Annotated in this window: 20 protein-coding genes; 14 read left to right on the forward strand and 6 right to left on the reverse strand. The window is 69.4% G+C overall.

All coding sequences use genetic code 11. From position 1 onward, the window contains the following. The 6 genes from ruvC (at position 1) to RN607_RS06490 (ending at position 7,512) form a co-directional block, all read left to right on the forward strand. Positions 1-555: a crossover junction endodeoxyribonuclease RuvC gene (gene ruvC, locus RN607_RS06465; RefSeq protein ID WP_313545150.1), complete on the forward strand. Its 555-nt coding sequence runs from the start codon at positions 1-3 to the stop codon at positions 553-555. Between the two features lie 54 nt (positions 556-609). Then, positions 610-1,200 carry a Holliday junction branch migration protein RuvA gene (gene ruvA, locus RN607_RS06470; RefSeq protein WP_313545152.1) on the forward strand — a complete coding sequence of 197 codons (591 nt, stop codon included), beginning with the start codon at positions 610-612 and terminating at the stop codon, positions 1,198-1,200. Beyond that, a complete protein-coding gene (gene ruvB, locus RN607_RS06475; RefSeq protein ID WP_313501175.1) occupies positions 1,193-2,248 on the forward strand; it encodes a Holliday junction branch migration DNA helicase RuvB in 1,056 nt (351 codons plus the stop codon). The genes ruvA and ruvB overlap by 8 nt, the downstream gene beginning before the upstream one ends. Positions 2,249-2,332: 84 nt before the next feature. Beyond that, entirely contained in the window at positions 2,333-4,147 is a 1,815-nt protein-coding gene (gene secD, locus RN607_RS06480) for a protein translocase subunit SecD (protein ID WP_313545154.1), read from the forward strand. Then, positions 4,147-5,229 (forward strand): protein translocase subunit SecF, encoded by a 1,083-nt coding sequence (gene secF, locus RN607_RS06485; RefSeq protein ID WP_313501180.1) that lies wholly within the window; start codon positions 4,147-4,149, stop codon positions 5,227-5,229. Before secD ends, secF begins: the two co-directional genes overlap by 1 nt. Before the next feature lie 30 nt (positions 5,230-5,259). Continuing rightward, positions 5,260-7,512, forward strand: coding sequence for a RelA/SpoT family protein (locus RN607_RS06490; RefSeq protein ID WP_376784244.1), 2,253 nt, complete (start codon positions 5,260-5,262; stop codon positions 7,510-7,512). 13 nt (positions 7,513-7,525) lie between these two features. On the opposite strand, the gene RN607_RS06495 is transcribed toward RN607_RS06490, so the two are convergent. The 3 genes from RN607_RS06495 to RN607_RS06505 form a co-directional block, all read right to left on the reverse strand. Then, positions 7,526-8,107 (reverse strand): hypothetical protein, encoded by a 582-nt coding sequence (locus tag RN607_RS06495; protein WP_313545156.1) that lies wholly within the window; start codon positions 8,105-8,107, stop codon positions 7,526-7,528. Positions 8,108-8,210: 103 nt separating this feature from the next. Next, positions 8,211-9,827 carry a DUF349 domain-containing protein gene (locus RN607_RS06500; RefSeq protein WP_313545158.1) on the reverse strand — a complete coding sequence of 539 codons (1,617 nt, stop codon included), beginning with the start codon at positions 9,825-9,827 and terminating at the stop codon, positions 8,211-8,213. Further along, positions 9,824-10,681, reverse strand: coding sequence for a peptidylprolyl isomerase (locus RN607_RS06505; RefSeq protein WP_313501185.1), 858 nt, complete (start codon positions 10,679-10,681; stop codon positions 9,824-9,826). Before RN607_RS06505 ends, RN607_RS06500 begins: the two co-directional genes overlap by 4 nt. A 62-nt stretch (positions 10,682-10,743) precedes the next feature. Between RN607_RS06505 and hisS the strand changes: the two genes are divergently transcribed. After that, the gene (gene hisS / locus RN607_RS06510; RefSeq protein WP_313545160.1) at positions 10,744-12,096 is read left to right on the forward strand and encodes a histidine--tRNA ligase; all 1,353 of its coding nucleotides are present in this window, start codon (positions 10,744-10,746) and stop codon (positions 12,094-12,096) included. Positions 12,097-12,244: 148 nt separating this feature from the next. Further along, positions 12,245-14,020, forward strand: a complete 1,776-nt coding sequence (aspS, locus tag RN607_RS06515; RefSeq protein WP_313545163.1) for an aspartate--tRNA ligase — start codon at positions 12,245-12,247, stop codon at positions 14,018-14,020. A gap of 71 nt (positions 14,021-14,091) precedes the next feature. Here the strand turns inward: aspS and RN607_RS06520 are convergent, their stop codons facing one another. After that, positions 14,092-15,039 carry an EamA family transporter gene (locus RN607_RS06520; RefSeq protein ID WP_313545165.1) on the reverse strand — a complete coding sequence of 316 codons (948 nt, stop codon included), beginning with the start codon at positions 15,037-15,039 and terminating at the stop codon, positions 14,092-14,094. 71 nt (positions 15,040-15,110) lie between these two features. On the opposite strand from RN607_RS06520, the gene RN607_RS06525 reads away from it, so the two are divergent. Beyond that, positions 15,111-16,007 carry a LysR family transcriptional regulator gene (locus tag RN607_RS06525; protein WP_313545167.1) on the forward strand — a complete coding sequence of 299 codons (897 nt, stop codon included), beginning with the start codon at positions 15,111-15,113 and terminating at the stop codon, positions 16,005-16,007. Here RN607_RS06525 and RN607_RS06530 read toward each other — a convergent pair. Then, a complete protein-coding gene (locus RN607_RS06530; protein WP_313545169.1) occupies positions 15,997-17,307 on the reverse strand; it encodes an MFS transporter in 1,311 nt (436 codons plus the stop codon). The two genes, RN607_RS06525 and RN607_RS06530, sit on opposite strands and share 11 nt — an antisense overlap. Then, complete coding sequence (locus RN607_RS06535; protein WP_313501193.1) at positions 17,304-17,897, reverse strand: ArsR/SmtB family transcription factor; 594 nt, start codon at positions 17,895-17,897, stop codon at positions 17,304-17,306. Before RN607_RS06535 ends, RN607_RS06530 begins: the two co-directional genes overlap by 4 nt. A gap of 78 nt (positions 17,898-17,975) precedes the next feature. Between RN607_RS06535 and RN607_RS06540 the strand changes: the two genes are divergently transcribed. The 5 genes from RN607_RS06540 (at position 17,976) to mltG (ending at position 24,433) form a co-directional block, all read left to right on the forward strand. Next, positions 17,976-19,304: a replication-associated recombination protein A gene (locus RN607_RS06540; RefSeq protein ID WP_313545171.1), complete on the forward strand. Its 1,329-nt coding sequence runs from the start codon at positions 17,976-17,978 to the stop codon at positions 19,302-19,304. Positions 19,305-19,428: 124 nt separating this feature from the next. Beyond that, a complete protein-coding gene (gene rpsD / locus RN607_RS06545; RefSeq protein ID WP_301127655.1) occupies positions 19,429-20,055 on the forward strand; it encodes a 30S ribosomal protein S4 in 627 nt (208 codons plus the stop codon). A 131-nt stretch (positions 20,056-20,186) separates the two neighbouring features. Next, positions 20,187-22,859: an alanine--tRNA ligase gene (gene alaS, locus RN607_RS06550; protein WP_313545173.1), complete on the forward strand. Its 2,673-nt coding sequence runs from the start codon at positions 20,187-20,189 to the stop codon at positions 22,857-22,859. Next, the gene (gene ruvX / locus RN607_RS06555) at positions 22,852-23,322 is read left to right on the forward strand and encodes a Holliday junction resolvase RuvX (protein WP_313545175.1); all 471 of its coding nucleotides are present in this window, start codon (positions 22,852-22,854) and stop codon (positions 23,320-23,322) included. Before alaS ends, ruvX begins: the two co-directional genes overlap by 8 nt. After that, positions 23,315-24,433 (forward strand): endolytic transglycosylase MltG, encoded by a 1,119-nt coding sequence (gene mltG, locus RN607_RS06560; protein WP_313501203.1) that lies wholly within the window; start codon positions 23,315-23,317, stop codon positions 24,431-24,433. Before ruvX ends, mltG begins: the two co-directional genes overlap by 8 nt.

Genomic DNA, 24,433 nt, shown 5'->3' on the forward strand with positions numbered 1-24,433 from the left:
ATGCGCGTCCTCGGCGTCGATCCTGGCCTGACCAGGTGCGGCCTCGGTGTGGTCGACGCGCAGGCGGCGCGCCGCATCACCTTGGTCGACGTCTCCGTCGCGCGGTCCCGGCCCGACGACGACGTGCCCGCGAGGCTCGCGGCGATCGCGGACGCCTTGGAGGAGGTGCTCGACGAGCATCGTCCAGAGGCGGTGGCGCTCGAGCGCGTCTTCGCGCAGCACAATGTCAGCACGGTGATGGGGACCGCGCAGATCTCCGGAGTCGTGATGCTCGCCGCGCAGCGTCGGGGACTGCCTGTCGCGCTGTACACGCCGTCGGAGGTGAAGGCCGCCGTGACCGGATCCGGCACGGCGGGGAAGCAGCAGGTCGGTGCCATGGTGGCGCGGCTGCTCGGACTCGCTGAGATGCCGAAGCCCGCCGACGCCGCCGATGCGCTGGCCATCGCGATCGCGCACGCCTGGCGCGGGGGAGCGGCGCCCACCTCGTCCCGAGCCTCGACCGACGCGCAACGTCGGTGGGTCGAGGCGGAGCGCGCGGCGCGTCGGCGTGGCTAGTCGACGCCGGTCCCGTAGCCTCGTTCGTACATACGTTCGATAAGGAGGGGCGGCGTGATCGCTCAGCTCACCGGGACCGTCGCCCACGTGGGCGCGTCCGCGGCGGTGCTCGACGTCTCGGGCGTCGGCTACCGGGTGCTCTCCACCCCTGCGGTTCTGGCCGATCTCAGGACGGGTCAGCACGCCACGTTGCACACGCACCTGGTGGTGCGCGAGGAGTCCCTGACCTTGTACGGCTTCGCCGCCGCGTCGGAGCGGGACACCTTCGAGACGCTGCAGAGCGTGCAGGGCGTCGGTCCCAAGCTCGCTCTCGCCATGCTCGCCGTCCACTCCCCGGAGGCGTTGGTGACAGCGGTGCAGGCCGCGGATCGCAAGGCGCTTGAGAAGGTCCCTGGTATCGGTGCGAAGGTCGCAGCGCGCCTGCTCCTCGAGCTCGGCGGCAGGCTGTCGCTTCCGGAGCAGGATGGATCGGCGCCCCGCGGCGACGGTCGCGATCAGGTGGTCGAGGCCCTGGTGGGTCTCGGCTACAACGCCAAGGCTGCGCAAGCGGCGGTGGAGAGGGTCGCCTCGTCTCCCATCCAGGACCCCGAGGTCGCGGACACGCTTCGCGCGGCCCTGAAGGCGCTGGGCGGCTCGCGTGGATGACGACCTCGAGGACCTGGCCCGCGTGGTGAGCGCGGAGGCGGATGCCATCGAGCGTTCGTCGGAGGCGGCGCTTCGTCCGCGCAACCTCGACGAGTTCGTCGGGCAGCGCACGGTACGGGAGCAGCTCGGACTGGTGCTGCGCGCCGCGATCGCGCGCGGTGGCACCTCGGACCACGTGCTGCTGTCTGGCCCGCCCGGCCTGGGCAAGACGACGCTGGCGCTCATCATCGCCCAGGAGATGGGCTCCACGCTGCGCGTCACGTCGGGCCCGGCCATCCAGCACGCGGGCGACCTCGCCGCCGTCCTCAGCTCGCTCGACGAGGGCGACGTCCTGTTCATCGATGAGATCCATCGCCTGGCGCGGCCCGCGGAGGAGATGCTCTACCTCGCGATGGAGGACTTCCGCGTGGACGTGGTCGTCGGCAAGGGCCCAGGTGCCACCTCGATCCCGCTCACCTTGCCTCCCTTCACGGCGGTCGGGGCTACCACGCGCGCGGGGCTTCTGCCCGCGCCGCTGCGTGATCGCTTCGGTTTCACGGGTCACCTCGACTTCTACGAGCCCGACGAGCTGAAGGCGATCCTGGTGCGGTCCGCGGGGATGCTCGACCTCTCGATCTCCCATGACGCCGCAGCCGAGATCGCCTCGCGCTCGCGCGGAACCCCGCGTATCGCGAACCGGCTGCTGCGACGGGTCCGCGACTGGGCGCAGGTGCATGGGGACGGTCGGGGCACCTTGGACGCCGCCAGGGCGGCGCTCGAGGTCTACGAGGTCGACGAGATGGGCCTCGATCGCCTCGACCGCGCAGTGCTCGGCGCGCTGTGCACACGGTTCGGCGGCGGTCCTGTCGGCCTCACGACGCTTGCCGTCGCAGTGGGGGAGGAGCCGGAGACCGTGGAGACCGTCGCGGAGCCGTTCCTGGTCCGTGAAGGGCTCATGAGCCGTAGCCCGCGCGGTCGCGTCGCCACCGCTCTGGCGTGGGAGCACCTCGGGCTTCCCGTGCCGGACGGGCCCGCGGCGGGCACCGGGGGATCACGACTCTTCGAGTGACGCGCGGGGGTTTTCGACTCTGGGCATTCTCAGGGCTAGACTTCCCTGGGCCCAGCGATGGGCGAACCAAACGTGAGGAACTCCGTGTCAACTGCAGCGAAGGCGGCGCGTCGCGCGCTCGTGTGGCTGGGCATCATCCTCGTCGTGGGCTATGGGGCCCTCGCCGCAGGGGTGCTCACCAATCAGACCACCCTTGCCCCAGGGCTCGCCCTCGACCTCGAGGGCGGAGTTCAGCTGACGCTCCAGGCGACGACCACCGACGGTTCGGAGGTGACGCAGGACGACCTGAACCAGGCCGTGGCGATCATCCGCAACCGCGTCAACGCCTCAGGCGTGTCCGAGGCGGAGATCTCCACCCAGGGGTCGAACGTGATCGTGGTGTCGCTGCCAGGCACGCCGTCGGCCGCGACCATCGACATGGTGCGCCAGAGCGCGCAGCTGCAGTTCCGCCCCGTGCTCGAGATCGACGATCCGTCTCCCGTGACGTCCGCGTCCGCGTCTGCGACGCCTTCGGCAAGCGCGTCCTCGGACACCTCTGCATCGGCATCCGCATCTCCGTCGGCGTCGGCGTCAGCGGACGGCGCTTCGAGCGCCGCCACCGCTGAGGCGGCGACCGCGGCCACGCCGACAGCCTCGGCATCCGCCTCCGCTTCCCCGTCCGCGTCGGCGTCGGCGAGCGCGTCCACGGACACCTCTTCTTCTGACCCTTCGGTTGGCACCGCCTCCGACCTCGCGTGGATCACCGACGACCTGCGCGCTCAGGCCGATGCGCTCGACTGCACCGACGCGGCGAACCTCGGCGGCGCTGACCTCGGTGACCCCGACGCTGGGCATGTCGCGTGCCTCTCCGACGGCTCCGCGAAGATCATCATGGGCCCCGTGGAGCTGACCGGCTCCGACGTCGCCAGCGCCACCTCGGGTCCCAGGTTCAACACCACCGGCTCGCTCACCGGCGACTACGAGGTCGTCCTCAACTTCACCAGCGAGGGCACCCAGATCTTCGACGAGATCTCGCAGCGTCTCATCCAGCTCTCGGCTCCTCAGAACCAGTTCGGGATCCTGCTCGACGGCGTCGTGATCTCTGACCCGACGATGAACGAGCGGATCTCGGGCGGCACCGCGTCGATCACCGGAAGCTTCACCCAGGCGGAGGCCGAGCAGCTGGCCAACCAGCTCCAGTTCGGCGCCCTGCCGTTGACGCTGGAGCTCCAGTCGAACGACACGATTCCCCCCACGCTGGGATCAGACCAGCTCCAGGCGGGCCTGATCGCTGGTCTCATCGGCCTGATCCTCGTGGTGATCTACTCCGTCTTCCAGTACCGGATGCTCGGGCTCGTCACGGTCGGCTCGCTGCTGCTCGCAGGCGTGATGACCTTCATGGCGATCGACCTGCTCTACTGGATGATCAACTACCGCCTCTCGCTCGCTGGCGTGGCCGGACTCATCGTCGCGATCGGTGTGACCGCCGACTCGTTCATCGTCTACTTCGAGCGCGTCAGAGACGAGCTGCGCGAGGGCAAGTCCCTTCCCGCGGCCATCGATCGAGGTTGGAAGCGTGCGAAGCGCACGATCCTTGCCTCCGACGCCATCAACCTGCTCGCGGCCGTCGTGCTGTACCTGCTGGCCGTCGGGTCGGTCCGAGGCTTCGCGTTCACGCTCGGCCTCACGACGGTGATCGACATCGTCATCGTGTTCCTGTTCACGCACCCGATGCTCGTGCTCCTCTCGAGGACCAAGTTCTTCGGCGAGGGCCACCCGTGGTCGGGCCTCGACCCGCGCCAGCTGGGACGTGACACGCTGTACAAGGGCCGCGGGCGGGTCCGAACGCCTCAGGGCGACACGCAGACCCAGACTCTCGCGGAACGCAAGGCTGCCGCGGCCAAGGGGGGAGAGAACTGATGGCGCGCAACCTCAACGAGTGGGGCAACGCCCTGCACTCGGGCGAGAAGATCTACCCGATCGTCCGTCAGCGCAAGCGTTGGTTCGCGATCTCCGGCGGCCTTATGGCGCTGTCGATCGCCGCGCTTCTGATCTTCAAGATCAACCTCGGCATCGAGTTCGTCGGCGGCACCCAGTTCATCGTCACGAGCCCTTCCCAGGATGTGTCGATCGCTCAGGAGATCGGCGACCAGTACGCGCCGGCCGACGATGCGCTCGCCACCACGCTGGGCACCGACAGGATCAAGCTCTCGATGGGCACGGTCGACATCGACACCGCACGTCAGATCACCACGGCGCTCGCCGACGGCTACGGGGTCGCCGAGACCGATGTGGCCTCGACCCAGATCGGTCCGACCTGGGGTGCAGAGGTGGGCAAGAAGGCCGTCCAGGGCCTCATCGTCTTCCTGCTGCTGGTCTCCGTCGTGATGACCCTGTACTTCCGTGCCTGGCGCATGGCCGCCGCAGGAATCGTCGCGCTGGTCCATGACCTGCTCTTCACCGTGGGCATCTATGCGCTCGTGGGCTTCGAGGTGACGCCCGCATCGGTGATCGGCTTCCTGACGATCCTCGGCTATTCGCTGTACGACACCGTCGTGGTCTTCGACAAGGTGCGCGAGAACACGGCCGAGGTCACGTCGCAGAGCCGGTTCACGTATGCCGAGCTCGCGAACCTGGCGCTCAACCAGACGCTGGTGCGGTCCATCAACACGTCCATCGTGGCGCTCCTGCCCGTCGCCTCGATCCTCTTCATCGGCTCGTTCATCCTGGGCGCCGGCACGCTGAAGGACATCTCGCTGGCCCTCTTCATCGGCATGGCGGTCGGCACATACTCGTCGATCTTCGTCGCGACGCCGATCGAGGTCGAGCTGCGCAGTCGCGAGGAGCGGATCGCCAAGCATACGGCGAAGGTGCTCGCGCTTCGCGAGGCCGGCGAGTCGCCTGTGACGGTCGGTGTCGACGGCGAGGTGCGCGTGGGCGCGCTGAATCCTGGCGAGCACCTCGGCACAGGGGCGCAACCCAAGCGCAAGGGTCGCAAGTAGACTGAGGCTCTGCCTGGGAAGGAGGACCGTGTGACAGACACCCGCTCCTCCACCGCGTCCGTCGGGCCCCTGGGCTTCCTGCGACGCGGGCAGCGCGAGCCGACCGCCATCGACGGCGTGCTCGACACGTTCAGGTCGCACTATCCACGCGAACGGGTGGCGCTCGTCGAGCGGGCGTACGAGGTCGCCGAGGAGGCGCACCGCGGGCAGAAGCGCAAGAGCGGCGAGCCGTACATCACGCATCCGATCGCGGTGGCGCAGATCGTGGCCGACCTCGGCCTTCCGGCGAGCGTGATCGCGGCGGCGTTGCTCCACGACGTCGTCGAGGACACGGACTATCCGCTGCAGCGGATGGAGGACGAGTTCGGCCCCGAGATCGCGATGATCGTGGACGGGGTGACCAAGCTCGACAAGGTCAAGTACGGCGATGCCGCACAGGCCGAGACGGTCCGCAAGATGGTCGTCGCGATGGCCAAGGACATCCGGGTCCTGCTGCTGAAGCTGTGCGACCGGCTGCACAACGCCCGCACCTGGGAGTTCGTCAGCCCCGAGTCCGCACGCAAGAAGGCGCAGGAGACCCTCGAGATCTACGCGCCCTTGGCGCATCGCATGGGTCTCAACGCGATCAAGTGGGAGCTCGAGGACCTGTCCTTCCGCACCCTCTATCCGAAGATCTACCAGGAGATCGTCGAGGTCGTCGCGGAGCGGGCGCCCGAGCGGGAGAAGTACCTGGCGCAGGTGCGCGAGGAGATCGCCGCCGACCTGCGAGAGATGCGCATCAAGGCGACCATCACAGGGCGTCCCAAGCACTACTACTCCGTCTATCAGAAGATGATCGTGCGAGGTCGTGATCTCAACGACATCTACGACCTGGTGGGTGTGCGGATCCTCGTGGATTCCGTGCGTGACTGCTACGCGGTGCTGGGTGCGATGCACGCGCGGTACCAGCCTGTGCCGGGGCGCTTCAAGGACTACATCGCGACTCCCAAGTTCAACCTGTACCAGTCGCTGCACACCACGGTGATCGGGCCGTCGGGCAAGCCGGTCGAGCTGCAGATCCGCACGCGCGACATGCATCGGCGCGCGGAGTACGGCCTTGCCGCGCACTGGCGCTACAAGGAGAACGGCCGCACCGGCCAGGAGTCGACCGGCAACCCTGGCGATATGGGTTGGTTGCGTCAGATCGCAGACTGGCAGCAGGAGACCGCGGACCCGAGCGAGTTCCTCGACTCGTTGCGCGGCGAGATCTCGCGCGCCGAGGTCTACGTCTTCACTCCGCGGGGACGGCTGCTGTCGCTGCCGCAGGGTGCGACGCCCGTCGACTTCGCGTACGCCGTCCACACCGAGGTGGGCCACAAGACGATCGGCGCGAAGGTCAACGGACGCCTTGTGCCGCTGGACACCACGCTTGAGAACGGCGACACGGTCGAGGTGCTCACGACCTCGGATGAGAACGCGCATCCGCGGCGCGACTGGCTGGACTTCGTGCAGTCCACGCGCGCTCGCAACAAGATCCGCCAGTGGTTCACGCGCGAGCGTCGCGAGGAGTCCATCGAGACGGGCCGCGACATGCTTGCGCGGGCGATCCGTCGACAGCATCTGCCGATGCAGCGCCTGATGTCGCGCTCGACGCTCCTGGCGCTCGCCAAGGAGATGCACTACGACGACGTGGACGGGCTCTACGCTGCGATCGGCGAGCACAAGGAGCAGCCGGCGGACGTCGTCGCACGCATGGTGGAGGCGGTCGGCGGCCAGGAGGGTGCCGACGAGGACCTCACGGAGATCACGCGTCCCGGCACCAAGCAGAAGGCCCGCCGGGGCGACCCTGGGGTGTCGGTCCACGGTCTGGCGGACGTGGTCGTCAAGCTCGCGAAGTGCTGCACTCCGGTGCCTGGCGATGCGATCCAGGGCTTCGTCACGCGTGGCCAGGGGGTCAGTGTCCACCGTGCGGACTGCGACAACTTCGCAGGCCTGAAGGAGCAGCAGCCGGAGCGCCTGATCGATGTCCAATGGACGGGCCAGCATGAGGCCACGTACATGGTGCAGATCGAGGTGGAGGCGCTGGATCGCAACCGCCTGCTGTCGGACGTGGTTCAGGTGCTCTCCGACCACCACGTGAACATCCTGGGCGCGCACGTCTCCACCTCCAAGGACCGGGTGGCGCTCAACACGTTCACCTTCGAGATGGCCGATCCGTCGCACCTGGGAGCGGTGCTGGGCGCGGTGCGCCGGATCGAGGGCGTATACGACGCACGGCGCATCACCGGCACGCGCCGTCGTTGAGCACGAGCGGCCGTCACGCTGCGCGCAGCAGCGAGTCGTGCCCCGCCCGCTGCCCGAAAGCCTCCTCGACGGCCGCCCATGCGTTGTCGGCCCGCCGTCGAGTGCGATCTCGCGGGGTGTGCTCAAGCTCGGCGCGTACGGTGCGGTCATCGACGAGTGCGGCGCAGAGCGCATTCCACGAAGCGGTGATGGCCGTTCCCAGCGACGACCATCGCAAGGCGTCGGCCACGCATCGTGGCGCCGACGCAACGAGCAGCGTGCCCACCCGGCGCGGAGGAAGGATGCCGGGGTTGCCCGCGTGGATCCTCACGCGTTCGATCGCCGTCGAGCTCCGCGCGACGTGAGGGGAGCCGGTGCGGCGCAGCACGTCGATGTCGAGCGGCAGAGCCGCCGCGCCCATGATCCAGAGCCCGGTGAGGCCCGTCACGACCGCAGCGTCGGGGACCTGATCGGCGAGCGCGAGTGCGCGCAGACCTGGGCTGAGCGGGATGTCCAGCGGTGTGGCGATCGAGCGTGTGAGGGGGACCAGCGTGCCTTCACGCAGGGCGCGGCCGTAGCTCGCGGCGCCGATCTCGGTGGAGTGGACGAGCAGCATGCAGAGAGCATGCCATCGGCGCCGATGGCAGGGCTCGCTTCACGCCACGGCTGGGGACAGCGAAGCCGGCGCCACCCGAAGGGGACGCCGGCCTCGGTGATGCTCAGCGCTGGACGTTCTCGATCTGCTTGAGCCAGGCCTTGCGAGCGGAGAGGGCCTCCTCGGCCTGCTTGATGCGGCGCTTGTCGCCCGCGGCCGTCGCCTTCTCCAGATCCTTCTCGAGGTCGGCGATGGCGGCGTGCAGCTGAGCGGCCGCGCCCGAGACACGGGCCTCGAGCTCGGGGTTGGAGGAGTGCCACTCGGCGTCCTCGCCGTCCCGAACGGCCTTCTCCACGGCGCCGATCCGCTTGGCGAGACGTGCGGCGTCAGCGCGCGGAACCCTGCCTGCCGCCTCGAACCTGTCCTGCAGCGAGCGCAGCGCACGCTTGGCGTTGCGCAGATCGGTGATGGGCAGCAGCGCCTCGGCCTCGACGACGATCGCCTCCTTCGCCTCGACGTTGCCCGCGAGGGCCTCGTCCTCGGCCTCTGCGGCGGAGCGCCTCGTCTCGAAGAACGCATCCTGCGCCGTCTGGAAGCGGCGCCACAGGGCGTCGTCCACGCTGCGTCGGCCGCGTCCCGCCTGCCGCCATTCGTTCATGAGGTCACGGAACGCACGCGCAGTCGAGTCCCAATCCGTCGACGTCTGCAGCGCCTCGGCACGCGCGACGAGCGCTTCCTTGTGGTCGGCCACCTGCGCGTTGTCGCGGTCGAGCTGCGAGAAGTGGTGCTTGCGCGCCTTCTCGAACGAGGACCGTGCGTGGGTGAACCGGCGCCAGAGCGCTCGCTCAGCCTCCTTGGGCACGCGCGCGCCGGAGCGCTGCGCCTCCTTCCAGGCGTCGAGCAGCGACCGCAGCGACTCGGTGTCGTTCTTCCAGTGCACCTGGTCCTCGGGCTTCGCGGCGAGCGCCTCGGCCTGGACCACGATCTCCTCGCGCGCGGCGAGGGCGGCGTCTCGCGCCGCGCGACGCTCGGCCTGGATCCGCTCGCGGGTCTGCGTCGCCTCGGCCTCGACCTCGGTCCAGCGCGTGCGCAGCGCGACGATGTCACCGACCACGGCCGGCGTGGCGAGTGAGGCCGAGGTGGCGCTCAGCGCGTCGTCGATGTCCTTGACGGACAGCTCGGCGGAGCCGAGACGCGCGTGGAAGCGCTCGATCGATGTCTTGAGCTCGTAGTAGGCGGACGCGAACGGCTTCAGCGGGTCGTCCCCGACGGCGGGTCCGACCTCGATGGCCTGGTCGCCGATCGTCACGACGACGTTGTCCCCGTCGATCGAGCCGAAGGCCTCTGCCTCCGCGAGCATCTCAGCCGTGACCTCGTCGACGACGGGCACCTTGACGGGGTGGGTGGAGTGCGCCGCGACGACGGCGGGTGTCGCCGGCGCGAAGGCTCCCGGCTTGGGAGCACGAGGCTTGGGGGCCCGGGGCCTCGGCGTCTTGGGTGCGGGCTCGGCAGCGGACGGCTCGGCGGGAGGCTCCTCAGCGGGCACGTCCGGCGACGACGAGGACTGCGCGGGCGCGTCCTCGTGCGGTGACTCGGGCTCGGAGGCGTCGGACGGGTCGACGGTCTCGACCTCGGCAGCGGCGGCCGCGGGGGCATCCTCTGCGGGGGTCGGGACGATCTGCTCCTCAACCTCGGTGGCGGGGGTGACGTCGATGTCTCGGGGGCTATCGGCGGAAGTCATGAAACGGATACCTCGTTCACGATGACGGACAGTGCCGGTCGACCATCGGAGTCCCCGGTGATCGTGCCGGCTTCGGCAACAGCCTCAACAATACCCAGGCCTTGGACCACTCGGCCGAACACGGTGTACCCACCGGCCGCGTCGGCGGGGATCTGTGAGTCCTCGTAGACGATGAAGAACTGGCTTCCCATGCTGTTCGCGGCGGCGTCTGCGCCGACATCCGAGGCGGAGGCGCGCGCCATCGCGAGCGTGCCTGCGGGGTAGTCGCCGTCGGCGGGAGCGTTCTCGATCGGTCCGAAGCTGTACGCGGGGCCGCCTGCGCCGGTGCCGAGCGGGTCGCCGCATTGGAGGATGTAGATCCCCTCGGTGGTGAGCCGATGGCACTCGGTGGAGTCGTAGTATCCGTCGCCCGCGAGCGACAGGAACGATGCCACGGCCTGGGGAGCGGCGGCACCGTCGAGCTCCATCACGATGTCGCCCATGTTCGTGCTCATGGTCACGGTCCAGGTGCGGTCCTCCGCGACGGAGGTCGGGGGAGGGGTGCTCGACGCGCCCCAGCCGGACTCCGTGACGATCGGGTCATCGGTGGAGGTCGCGGCCGGCGACGCGGTCCCCGAAGGCGCCGCCTGCGCCGACGCGGAGGTGCTGGGCGTCGGCGTCGCCGCCGGCGCATCCTCACCCTGTCCCAGCACCAGCCAGAGGCCGTAGACGACGAGCGCGACGAGCGCGGCGCCTGCGGCGATGGCGACCCACCTCCACCTGCGCCGGGCCGAGCGCCGGGCCTCTGCCTCGCGACGTGCCTGCTCCTCGCGGGCCTTGCGTTCCTTGGCCGCCGCTCTGTGCCTGCTGCTCACCTGTGCTCCTCGTGCTCGGGCGTCGTCAGTCTATGTCGGGCTCCGGTGGAACAATGGGCGCCATGGCTCGTGTGCGACCCCTCTCCGGATTCCCAGAACTGACTCCTCGCGACCGCGTCGTCGAGGCGCGGATCCTGTCCACGCTGCGTGAGGTCTTCGGGCTCCACGGATTCGGGGAGATCGAGACCAGGGCGGTCGAGCCGATCGAGCGGCTGGCGGGTGACTCGGAGGCGTCCAAGGAGATCTACGTCCTGCAGCGCCTGAACGCCGACGGCGACTCCGACGCGAAGGTCGGCCTCCACTTCGACCTCACGGTGCCGTTCGCCCGGTACGTCGAGGAGAACCAGGGCGCGCTGCAGTTCCCGTTCCGACGCTGGCAGATCCAGAAGGTGTGGCGCGGGGAGCGGCCCCAGGAGGGACGCTTCCGCGAGTTCTATCAGGCGGACATCGACATCGTGGCGCGAGAGACGTTGCCCGAGCACCTCGAGGCTGAGGTCGCGATCGTGATGGCGCGGGCGCTGCGTCGGCTGCCGATCCCGTCGGTCACCATGCACGTGAACAACCGTGCGCTCGTCGAGGGCTTCTACCGCGGCGTCGGCATCGATGACATCGCTGGGGCGCTGCGCAGCGTGGACAAGCTGGACAAGGTCGGTCCGGACGGGGTCCGGGCGGAGCTTGCCGCGCAAGGCGTGTCCGAGACGGCCGCGGACGCGGCTCTCGAGCTTGCGAGGATCTCCTCGACGGATTCGTCCTTCGCGTCCGCCGTCGAGGACCTCTGGGAGACCACCGTGAAGGTGGACGACGTGTCCGGCGCGCAGGACCAGCTCGCGCGCGGCATCGCCTCCCTTGCGACGCTGGTGGACACGGTGAACGCCGCAGTGCCGGGCACGGCGGTGGCGGACCTGCGGATCGCTCGCGGTCTCGACTACTACACGGGGTCCGTGTACGAGACCTTCATGGATGGGCACGAGGCCTTCGGCTCGATCTGCTCAGGCGGCAGGTACGACTCGTTGGTCGCAGGCGGCGGCTTCCCGGGCGTGGGCATGTCGATCGGCGTCAGCCGGCTCGTGGCGCTGCTGCTGTCGGCCGGCCTCGCGTCGGCGACGCGCGGTGTCCCCTCGGCGGTGCTGGTCGCGGTGACCGAGGAGGAGTCTCGACGGGCGTCGAACGCCATCGCTGATCGGCTGCGCGCCCGCGGCATCCCGTGCGAGGTCGCGCCGTCGGCCTCCAAGTTCGGCAAGCAGATCCAGCACGCCGACCGTCGCGGCATCCCGTTCGTCTGGTTCCCGGCCGAGGACGGGGACGGTCAGGTGAAGGACATCCGCTCTGGCGACCAGGTGGATGCCGACGCCGATGTCTGGGCGCCGCCCGCCGGGGATCTGTGGCCCGAGGTGGTGGGTTCCGACGCGCACTGAGGGTCGCGACCTCCGGCACCCGCGTCGGGTGCGGCCACGCCGCTAGACTTGAACCCGCTCGATCACTGAGTTGTGCGCGCTCCACGTCGCCGTGGGCCGCGCGGCTCGCACAGCAGGCGCCCACGAGGGCGCGAACGAAAGGCAGACCTTGCTCCGCACGCATCTCGCAGGAAACCTCCGCGCCGCAGACGCTGGCACGACCGTCACTCTCGCCGGCTGGGTGGGTCGCCGTCGTGATCACGGCGGTGTCGCGTTCATCGATCTGCGTGATGCGTCGGGCTTCGCGCAGGTGGTGATCCACGAGGAGATCGCTCACTCGCTGCGCACCGAGTACGTGGTGCAGGTCACCGGCGAGGTCCGTCTGCGTCCCGAGGGCTCTGCGAACGCGAACCTGCCGTCGGGTGAGATCGAGGTGGCCGTCTCCGACGTGGTGATCCTGAACGAGTCGGCGCCGACGCCGTTCCCGATCGACGAGCATGTGAACGTGGGCGAGGAAGCGCGGCTCAAGTACCGCTACCTCGACCTGCGCCGCCCGCAGCAGCGTGCTGCGATGGTGCTGCGCTCCAAGGTCAACCAGGCGGCCCGACGAGTGCTCGACCGCCACGAGTTCCTCGAGATCGAGACGCCGACCCTGACGCATTCCACGCCGGAGGGTGCGCGCGACTTCATCGTCCCGGCGCGCCTGGCACCCGGCTCCTGGTACGCGCTCCCGCAGTCGCCTCAGCTGTTCAAGCAGATGCTCATGGTCGCGGGCATGGAGCGGTACTACCAGATCGCGCGCTGCTACCGCGACGAGGACTTCCGTGCCGACCGCCAGCCGGAGTTCACGCAGCTCGACATCGAGATGAGCTTCGTCGACCAGGACGACGTGATCGCGCTCGGTGAGGAGCTCGTCAAGGAGATCTGGGCGCTCGCCGGTTACGAGGTCTCGACCCCCATCCCGCGCCTGACCTATGCCGAGGCGATGGCTCGCTTCGGTTCCGACAAGCCCGACCTGCGCTTCGGCCTCGAACTCACCGAGCTGACCTCGTACTTCAAGGAGACGCCGTTCCGAGTTTTCCAGGCCGAGTACGTCGGCGCGGTCGTCATGCCGGGTGGTGCCTCGCAGCCCCGCAAGACTCTCGACGCGTGGCAGGAGTGGGCCAAGCAGCGTGGCGCGAAGGGCCTCGCGTATGTGCTGGTCCAGGAGGATGGCACGCTCACCGGACCCGTCGCCAAGAACCTCTCCGAGCTGGAGCTCGCTGGTCTCGCGGAGGCCACCGGCGCGAACCCTGGCGACTGTGTCTTCTTCGCGGCGGGCAAGACGGAGGCGTCCCGTGCGCTTCTCGGCGCCGCCCGCAACGAGATCGCCAAGCGCGTGGGGCTCATCGACGAGGGTCGCTTCGAGTTCTGCTGGGTGGTCGACGCCCCGCTGTTCAAGCCGGTCGACAGCGACGATGACGACGTGGCGCTCGGGTCCTCGTCCTGGACGGCCGTGCACCACGCGTTCACCAGCCCCAAGCCGGAGTACCTCGACTCGTTCGACACGAACCCCGGTGAGGCGCTCGCGTACGCCTACGACATCGTGTGCAACGGCAACGAGATCGGCGGTGGCTCCATCCGTATCCACCGTCAGGACGTGCAGGAGCGTGTCTTCAACGTGATGGGCATCGACGAGGAGCAGGCGCACGAGCAGTTCGGCTTCCTCCTCGACGCGTTCAAGTTCGGCGCCCCGCCGCACGGCGGCATCGCGCTCGGCTGGGACCGCGTCGTCATGCTGCTGGGTGGCTACGACTCGATCCGCGACGTCATCGCGTTCCCCAAGTCCGGCGGCGGCTACGACCCGCTGACCGACGCTCCGGCGCCCATCTCGCCGGAGCAGCGCAAGGAGGCCGGCGTGGACTTCGTGCCGGAGAAGAAGGGCGAGGCCGAGGCGAAGGCGTAGCCGACGTCGGTCGACTCGAGGGCGGTCTCCTGTGGGAGGCCGCCCTCGCTGCATGCGGGGACGGGAGGCGCTCAGCGCGTCGAGGTGGACGCGGATTCGAGAGCCAGGGCCTCGTGCGGGGTACGCGACGCGACGTCTGTCGTGGGGAGCGCGGCGCGCGCGGGCCGTGATGCCCACAGCACGCCAGCGATGATCAACGCGCCGCCCGCGAGCTCACCCGGGCCAGGCTGCTCCCCGAGAACCAGCCATGCGGTGACGATGCCGACGACGGGCACGAGCATCGAGAACGGCGCAACGGTGCCTGCGGGGTGGCGCGCCATCAGCCAGACCCAGATCCCAGAGCCTGCGAGCGTGCCGAGCAGCACGGTGTAGGCGAGGCCCCACCAGGCCGGTGCGGCGGCCGCTGTGAGTGACGTCGAGAATGCGGTCGCGATCTGGTCGGGTCCCTCGAACACCAGCGAGAGCGCGGCCATGGGGATCGGCGGCACGATGCTCATCCAGAGCACCAGGTGCAGCGGCTGTTCCGTGCGTGCCTTCCGGCTGGCGAGGTTTCCCAGCGCCCACCCGAGCGCGCCGAGGAGCACCAGAAGGAACGGTCCCACCGGAGCCGCGGCTCCGTAGGACTGGCCGACGACGACCAGACCCACCGCCGCGACGCCGACTCCGATCGCCGCGCGGCGCCCGATCCGTTCGTGCAGGAGCAGCGCGCCGAGCACCACCGTGAAGGGTGCCGAGGCCTGCAGCACCAGGGAGGAAAGGCCGGTGGGGAACCCGAGCGCCATCCCCAGGTACAGGAACACGAACTGGAGCGTGCCGAAGCCGATGCCGTAGCCGAGCAGCCAGCGCCAGCGCACTTGCGGGCGCGGCACGAACAGGATCGTCGGGATCGCGATGATGGCGAACCTGAGCGCCACGAGCAGGAACGGAGGGAACTGTGACAGCGAGGCGTGGATGGCGAGGAAGTTCGCTCCCCACAGGATCGCGGTGAGGATGGCGAGGAGGACGTGGCGCATCGGCATGGCGCCAGTGTGGCCACCGGGATGGTGAAGCACCAGCGATGATTGATGAAGCAGGCCTGTAGGCTTCCTACATGGAGATCAGGCATCTCGAGCTGCTGCGGGAGCTTCGCGATCGCGGCACCCTGAGCGCCGTGGCAGAGGCGACCTACCGCACGCCGTCGGCGCTGTCGCAGCAGTTGCGGACGGCGGAGCGCGAGCTCGGGGTCCGCCTCGTGGAGCCGGCGTCCCGAGGGCTCAGGCTGACGTGGGCCGGGCAGCTGCTCGCGGACGGGGCTGACGACGTGCTGGCGTCGGTGGCTCGGCTGCAGGCCACGCTCGAGCAGCGCGTGGGGGAGCCGCAGGGCGTCGTCCGCATCGGGACCCTGCCCAGCGCGGGAGCAGCGCTGCTCCCTGGCGTCATGGCGGCGCTCGTCGGCACGCTCATCCACGTGGAGCTCGAAGACTTCGACCTCGCTGAGAGCGACTTCGCATCGCGCACCGCCGACGCCGATCTGGTGATCGCCCACAGCCTCAGCGCCGATGTGCCGCGCGGAGCGGAGCGCCTCATCAGCAGGGTGGTGGCGCGCGAACCGATCGACGTCGCGGTGCCTGCCGGGCACCGGCTCGTCGGCCATGCGACGGTGAGCCCTGCCGACGTCGGCGAGGAGCCTTGGATCGCCGTGCCGCGGGGCTATCCGTTCGCGACGGTGCACGAGGCGATCGAGTCGGCGACCGGCGTGGCCCTGCGGCGGCTCGCGGAGGTGCGCGACAACCGGCTGGTCGAGGCGCTCGTGGCGCGAGGCCTCGGCGTGGCTCTGCTGCCGCGCTTCTCGACCCCTGAGAGCGCCGACTACCGGCTGATCCCGCTGTCCGGTGTGCACGCCGTGCGCAGCATCGTGGTGATCGCGCGCCCGGATCGGGTGGAGCGGCAGGCGGTGCGCGCGGTGCTGGACCTCCTGGTCGCGGAGGGGGACCGGCTCAGTCGGTGACGAGGGAGCGGTCCTCCTCGGGCAGTGGTGCGGCGATCGTGCGAGTCGCCGCGGGCCACCGCAGGAGCACGAGGGTACCGAGGGCGAGCACGGCGGCGGGCAGGAGCATCGCGGTGCCCGGAGAGAGCACCCCGGCCGCCGCGCCGGCGCCCGCGCTCATGGCGATCGCGGTGACCTGCATCGCCATGGAGTTCAACGAGAGCATGGTGGAGCGTTGACCTGTGGCGGCCTCCTCGTGGGTGAGCTCGTCGACGAGCGGCATCGCTGTGCCGAGCATCACGTAGAACGCGACGAAGGCTGTCGCGGCGCGCCAGGGGGTGGGGGTTGAGATCGCGGCGAGCATGATCGATGCGCCCACGGCGCCCACGAGGATCGCGCGGTGCGGCGCGCGCGCGAGCCGCACGAGGAACGGTGAGGCCAGCGATCCGACGGCCGACCCGATGAAGCCGCACGTGACGAGCAAGGAGTAGGTGCCCGCCGCGGCGCCTTCGCCTCCGAGCATGTCGGCGAAGTGCAGCGGAGCGAGCAGCTCGACTCCCGCCATGGCGGCCCCGCCCGCGGCCGCGATCGCCAGGATCCGGCGGACGCGGGCGCTCGCGCGAGCGAGCCGCAGACCTGAGGCGATGGCCTCCCGTAGCTGAGCGCCCCTGCCGACCTCCACGCGCGGTCCGTGAGGCGAGCCGGTGACCCAGGACCAGAGGAACGCCGCGTTGACGATGCCCAGCGCCGCGGCGACGAGGAATGGTGCCGACATGGCGATCACTCGTGCCCCGTGCGATGGGAGGGGAACGAGCGCGATGAGCGCTGTCGCGCCGAGCGCTCCGAGGGCGAGAGCGAGCGACTCGGTGGCGCCGGCACGGGTGATGCCGCGCCGGATCGGCGCGTCCGGGTCGTGCGCCCGCGTCGTGTCGACGAACCAGGCCTGCAGCGGACCCGAATCGAGCGCTCTCGCGAGTCCGCCGAGCATGAACGCCGCGATGAGCGCCCACGTGGAGGTGACCAGGCCGAGCGCCGCCGTGGACGCGACGGCGACGAGCGAGGCGGTGATGAGGACGGGACGGTAGCCCCATGTGTCCGCCAGGCCCCCTGTGGGCAGCTCGAGGAGCAGGACCGTCACGCTGTAGACCGCGAGCACCACGCCGATGGCGGCGGCAGGCACGCCTCTCTCGCTGAGCAGAAGCACGGTGAGGGCGCTCTTGAATCCGACGGGGAGCCAGCGGAGTGCGGTGAGCGCGACGAACCTGCGTTCGATCCGGCGGATCGGGCTCGAGTGATCGGTCGGCGCGGTCGCGGAGATCACCGTGGCGCGCCCCATCCGTAGCCGAAGAAGCGGACCAGCCTGGATCCTTCGGCGGGCGGCTCCTCTCGACGGTCCCGCTCCACGTACGGGGTGAAGAGGTCGAGGACCTGCTGGGCGACGGCGTTGAGCTCGTCCGGCGTCATCCACACTGCGACGTCCATGCTCGTTGATGCGGCGCGCCACGCGGGGTCGTCGCTGGCGTTCACCGCGCTGTAGGCGCGCCACTTGGAGAATCTGTGCTCGTCGACGACGTTGCCGAGCACGGTGCCGAGCGCTGCGGTCGCGGCGTCCTGCGCCTCGACGGAGCTCCAGCGGATGCCTTCCTTGCGCATGCTCCAACGACGTTCCCTGCCCTTGCCTCCGCCCGCCTCGATCACGTGTCCGTACTTGGCGAGCTGTCGGAGGTGGTATGAGCAGTTGGCGGGTGTCTCGCCCAGCAGCTCCGCGCATTCGGTGGCGGTCTTGGGCCCTTCGGCGAGCAGGTCCAGGAGCGCGAAGCGCACGGGGTGCGCGAGGGCGCGAAGCTCGCGGGGGTCGGTGATGTCACGGGTGGGCCACGAGGGGAGGGGGATGCCGTTGTCGTCGGTCATGACGTCGAAACTACTCTTTCGAAAGAACTCTTGCAATACGAGGGAAGCGACGTTGCTCGCACCGCTTAGGCTTGCGGCATGGACCTGTTCGACGCGGTGCGCACGGAAGCCTCAGGCGTTCCTGCACCCAGCTCGTCGGCACCGCTCGCGGTGCGGATGCGGCCACGCACGCTCGACGAGGTGGTGGGGCAGTCCCACCTGCTCGGCGACGGCTCGCCTCTCAGGCGGCTGATCGGGGAGACCGCACCCGCCGCCTCCGTCATGCTGTGGGGTCCGCCCGGTACCGGCAAGACGACCCTTGCGTACCTCGTCGCGGGTGGCCGTCGGTTCGTCGAGCTGTCGGCCGTGTCGTCGGGCGTCAAGGACGTCCGGGCCGTGATCGACGACTCGAAGCGACGGCTCGCGACGGGGGAGCGGGAGACTGTCGTCTTCATCGATGAGATCCACCGCTTCACGCGCAGCCAGCAGGATATCCTGCTGCCCGCGGTCGAGAACCGGTGGATCACGCTGATCGGCGCCACGACGGAGAACCCCTCGTTCTCGGTGGTCGGTCCGCTCCTGTCGCGCTCGCTGCTGCTGACGCTCAAGCCGTTGGGCGCGGACGACGTCGCGGCGCTCCTCGGGCGCGCGGTCGCCGACCCGAGGGGCCTCGGCGGCGAGGTGACGCTCGAGGAGGCGGCGAAGGACCAGCTGGTGCGCGTGGCCGGGGCCGATGCCCGCAAGGCGCTCACGCTGCTCGAGGCGGTGGCTGACACCGCGGCGGACGGCGACGGTGTCATCACGGAGGCGATCGTCGAGGCCACCATGGACGCGGCGCTCGTGGCGTATGACAAGTCGGGCGACCAGCACTACGACGTCATCTCGGCGTTCATCAAGTCGGTGCGCGGCTCCGACGTGGACGCCGCGCTGCACTACCTGGCGCGCATGGTCGTGGCGGGCGAGGACCCTCGCTTCATCGCGCGGCGACTCGTCATCCTGGCGTCCGAGGACGTCGGCCTGGCGGACCCCCAGGGCCTGGTCATCGCTCAGGCCGCGGCCGATGCGGTGAGCTTCATCGGCATGCCCGAGGGGCGCATCCCGCTTGCCGAGGCCACCGCGTACCTGGCGATGGCCCCCAAGTCGAACCGTGCCTACAACGCGATCAACGCGGCCATCGCGGACGTGAAGGCCGGGCGCGCGGGCGTCGTCCCCGCGCACCTGCGAGACGCGCACTACAGCGGTGCAGAACGGCTCGGACACGGCAAGGACTACGTGTACAGCCACGACGCGCCGCGCGGAGTGGCCCGTCAGGAGTACCTGCCCGAGTCCCTCCAGGGCACCCGGTACTACCTGCCCACGGACCACGGCGTGGAGCGCACGCTGAGCGAACGGCTCGCGACCATCAGGGAGATGCTCGGACGCGACTGACATCGCGGTCGGTGCCTGCTACAATCGTTCAGCCCTCGCGGACGGTTGGCTGCTGTCGCCGCGAACTCGCATACATACGTCTGATCCCGGCGCATCCGCGCGCCCGGGCATCGTGAAGGAAATCATGACCTCAGTTCAGAAGGCACGCCGCCAGGTGCGGCTGTCGCGTGCGCTCGGCCTCGCGCTGACGCCGAAGGCCGTCAAGCACTTCGAGAAGCGTCCCTACCCGCCCGGCGAGCACGGTCGTACCGCTCGCCGCAAGGAGAGCGACTACGCCGTCCGTCTGCGCGAGAAGCAGCGTCTTCGCGCGCAGTACGGTCTCCGCGAGAAGCAGATGACCGCGATCTACGCCGAGGCGAAGAAGGACGCCGGTCTGACCGGTGAGGCCTTCGTCGAGCTGCTCGAGATGCGTCTCGACGCGCTCGTGCTGCGTGCCGGCTTCGCCCGCACCATCCTGCAGGCCCGCCAGGCGGTCCTGCACCGCCACATCCTCGTGGACGGCAAGATCGTCGACCGCCCGTCGTTCCGTGTGAAGCCCGGCCAGACCATCCAGGTCAAGCCCAAGGCCGTCACCATGGAGCCCTACATGGCCGCTGCTGCCGGTGCTCACCGCGACGTGCTGCCCCAGGTCCCCGAGTACCTCAACGTCACGCTGGAGAAGCTCACGGCTCAGCTCGTGCGTCGCCCCAAGCGTGCCGAGGTCCCCGTGACCTGCGAGGTCCAGCTGGTCGTCGAGTACTACGCTCGCTAAGCCTGACCGACGGTAGGCTCTGACCCAGAGCCCGACCAAGCAGACGCCGCGGTGCGCTGCTCCCTCACGGGACGGCGCGCCGCGGCTTTCTGCTTCTCACCCTCCGACTCCTTCTCGAGACAAGGACTTGCATGCGCTCCGCCGAGATCGCCACGCGATGGAACGACTACTTCGCGAAGCAGGGCCACCACATCGCGCCCAGCACCTCGCTGGTGTCGCCGGACCCGTCGCTGCTGTTCACAGTCGCAGGCATGGTGCCCTTCATCCCGTACATCATCGGGACCGAGCAGTCGCCGCACCCGCGCATCGCGTCCGTCCAGAAGTGCATCCGCACCAAGGACATCGAGGAGGTCGGCAAGACCACCCGTCACGGCACCTTCTTCCAGATGCTGGGCAACTTCTCCTTCGGCGACTACTTCAAGGAAGGCGCGATCAACTTCGCGTGGGAGCTGCTCACCACGCCGGAGTCCGAGGGCGGCTACGGGTTCGAGCCCGAGCGCTTCTGGGTCACCATCTGGAACGAGGACGACGAGGCGCTCTCCTCGCTGATCAACGTGGGAGTCAACCCCGACCAGATCGTGAAGCTCACGCGCGAGCAGATCTTCTGGGACACCGGACAGCCCGGGCCTGCCGGTCCCTGTGCCGAGTGGCACTACGACCGCGGCCCCGCCTTCGGTCCGGATGCGGTGGGCGGCACCGTCGACCCCGGTGGCGACCGCTACCTGGAGATCTGGAACCTCGTCTTCGATCAGTACCTGCGCGGTCCTGGCGACGGCAAGGACTACGAGCTGATCCGAGAGCTCGACCAGAAGGCGATCGACACCGGCGCGGGCCTGGAGCGAATCGCGTTCCTCAAGCAGGGCGTGGACAACTTCTACGAGACCGACGAGGTCTTCCCTGTGATCGGCGCGGTGCAGCGCCTGACCGGCCTGACCTACGGCGAGAACAAGGAAGCGGACGTTCGCTTCCGCGTGATCGCGGACCACATCCGCTCGTCGCTCATGCTCATCGGCGACGGCGTCAAGCCGGGCAACGAAGGTCGTGGCTACGTGCTGCGTCGCCTGCTTCGTCGCTCGGTGCGCAACATGCGCCTTCTGGGCGTCGACGACGCCTCGCTGCCCGAGCTGCTTCCCGTGTCCAAGGAGGCGATGAAGCTGACGTACCCGACGCTGGACGCGGACTTCGCGAGGATCTCCGAGGTGGCGTACAAGGAGGAGGACGCGTTCCGACGCACCCTCGCCTCCGGCACCACGATCTTCGACACCGCGGTGGACCGTGCGAAGCGGGCCGGCGCGACGGCGCTTGCCGGCGTCGACGCGTTCCAGCTGCACGACACGTACGGCTTCCCGATCGACATCACGCTCGAGATGGCCTCCGAGGCCGGCCTGCAGGTGGACGAGGCGAAGTTCCGCGAGCTCATGAACGAGCAGCGCGAACGTGCCCGAGCCGACGCGAAGGCGAAGAAGGGCGGTCACGCGGACACCGCCGTGTATCAAGGTCTCCTCGAACAGCGCGCGACGGAGTTCAAGGGCTACCACGAGCTGATCACCGCTACGGAGGTCCAAGGCATCCTCAAGGACGGTGTGCCCGTGCCCGTCGGCGTCGAGGGCGACACGCTCGAGGTGGTGCTCCCGCAGACTCCGTTCTACGCGGAGTCCGGCGGACAGGACTCTGACGCGGGCGTGATCCGCGCCGCGAACGCGACTCTCGAGGTCGTGGACGTGCAGAAGCCGATCAAGGGTCTCGTCGTCCACACGGTCAAGGTCGTCGAGGGTGAGGTCGCCGTCGGAGACGCGGTGTCGGCGGAGGTCGACGCCGACTGGCGCCTCGGTGCGCGTCAGGCGCACTCGGGCACCCACCTGATCCACGCCGCGCTGCGCGAGGTGCTGGGACCGGAGGCGCTGCAGTCCGGCTCCTACAACAAGCCTGGCTACCTCCGGCTCGACTTCGCGTGGTCGCAGGCCCTCAGCACCGAGACCCGGTCGGAGATCGAGGAGGTCACCAACAGGGCGATCCGCAACGACCTTCCCGTATCCTGGCAGTACATGACCCTGTCCGAGGCGAAGACCTGGGGCGCGGTCGCGCTCTTCGGTGAGACGTACGACGACTCGAACGTCCGCGTGGTGCAGATCGGCGGCCCCTGGTCGCGAGAGCTGTGCGGCGGCACGCACGTGGAGCACTCCAGCCAGGTCGGCATGGTCGCGGTGAGCACCGAGTCGTCGGTCGGATCGGGTGCACGTCGCATCGAGGCGTTCGTCGGATTCGAGGCGTTCGAGCACCTTGCGACCGAGCGTGCGCTGGTGAGCGAGCTCACCTCGACCCTGAAGGTGCAGCCCGGTGAGCTCAAGGGTCGCGTCGAGCGCCTCCTTGAGCGGGTGGCCGACGCGGAGAAGCAGCTCGCAGGCTACCGCGCGGACGCGATGCGTGCCGCGGCGGCGTCGCTGGTCGGACAAGCGCAGAAGGTCGGGGGAGTGCGCGTGGTCGCGCATGAGTCGGCTGCGGCCGGCTCCGGCGACGACCTCCGCACCCTCGTGACCGACGTTCGCGCCCGTCTTGGCGAGTCCACGCCTGCTGTCGTCGCGGCCGCGGCCGCGGTCGACGGCAAGCCGCAGGTCGTGATCGGCACCAACGCGGCCGCGCGCGACCTCGGCATCAAGGCGGGCGACCTGGTGAGGGTCGCCGCCGGCGTGCTCGGCGGTGGCGGTGGTGGCAAGCCGGACCTTGCGCAGGGCGGTGGCCAGGACGCGGCCCGCATCGGCGAGGCGCTCCAGGCGGTCGTGTCGACGATCGGTGCCCGTGGATAGGCATGTCAGGCTCGGCGTCGACGTCGGCACCGTACGTGTCGGCGTCGCCGCGAGCGACCCGGACGGCCTCATGGCCTTCCCGGTGGGCACGGTGACACGTTCCACAGACGCGGTGCGCGAGGTTGCGCAGATCGTCGCGGAGCGGGAGGCTACCGAGGTGTTCGTCGGCCTCCCTCGCACCCTTGCTGGACGCGAGGGCGCCTCCGCTGCTGACGCCCGTGGTTTCGCCCAGGAGCTCGCGGAACTGACGTCCGCGACGGTTCGTTTGATCGACGAGCGGTTCTCGACCGCATCCGCGTCCAGGCAGATGAGCGCGGCGGGACGCAGCGCCAAGTCGCAGCGACAGGTGATCGACCAGGCAGCCGCCGTGGTGATCCTCGAGACCGCGCTCGATGTACAGAAGAAAGGCAACCTCGGTACAGTGACCTACGAGGTTCCACCCACCAAGGGGAGCGATGACTGACCTTTTTGAAGCCGAGACGGCGTCCACGACCTCGCTCGACATGCGCCGATTGCAGCGCCGCCAGCGCCGCGCGACGCGTCGGAAGTGGACTCTCGTCGCCTCCGCGGTCGCTCTCGTGGTTCTCGCGCTCGGCAGCTCGGTCGCCTACAGCTTCGTGAAGTCGCTGTCGCCCTCGGAGAGTGCGGTCGCGGACTACACGGGAGCAGGATCCGGCAGCATCCAGGTGGTCGTCGAGGCCGGCGACACCGGCGCGGACATCGCTCAGACCCTGTACGACGCCGGGGTCATCGCCTCCACCGAGGCGTTCATCGTCGCGTGGAACCAGAACCCGGACTCGTCGTCCATCTCGGCGGGCTACTACTTCATGCAGCGAGAGATGCAGGCGTCGCTCGCGCTCGACCAGCTGCTCAACCCGGACTACCGGGACGTGCGCACGCTCACCGTCATCGAGGGCAAGACGCTCGACACCTACTACCAGAAGATCGCGGATCTGACGGAGTACAGCCTGGACGACGTCAAGGCCGCCGCGGCTGACTCCGCCGCCATCGGACTTCCGGCCGAGGCGAACGGCAATCTTGAGGGCTGGCTGTTCCCGTCGACCTACACCTTCAACCCGGGTGTGACCCCCACCGACGTGCTGTCCAAGATGGTGTCGACCACCGTCGAGGTGCTCGATCGCAACGGAGTCGCTCCTGAGGACTACGAGCGCATCCTGACGGTCGCGTCCCTCGTGGAGCGCGAGGCCGGCACGGACGAGGACCGCCCCATGATCGCGGGCGTCATCTACAACCGACTCGCGATCGACATGCCGCTCCAGCTCGACTCGACCGTCCACTACTTCGCGCCGTCCGACTCGGTCTTCACCTCGGATGCCGATCGTGCGATCGACAACCCGTACAACACCTACCTGTACACGGGTCTGCCTCCGGGCCCGATCGCTGCCCCGGGAGAGGCCTCGATCCAGGCGGCCGTGAACCCCACGCAGCACGACTACCTGTACTTCGTGACGGTGAACCTGACGACCAAGGAGACCCGCTACGCGGTGACCTACGCGGATCACCTGAAGAACGTGCAGCTGCTGCAGGACTGGTACGCAGCGAACGGCGGATAG

Source organism: Demequina capsici (assembly GCF_032102965.1).
Taxonomy (GTDB): Bacteria; Actinomycetota; Actinomycetes; order Actinomycetales; family Demequinaceae; genus Demequina; species Demequina capsici.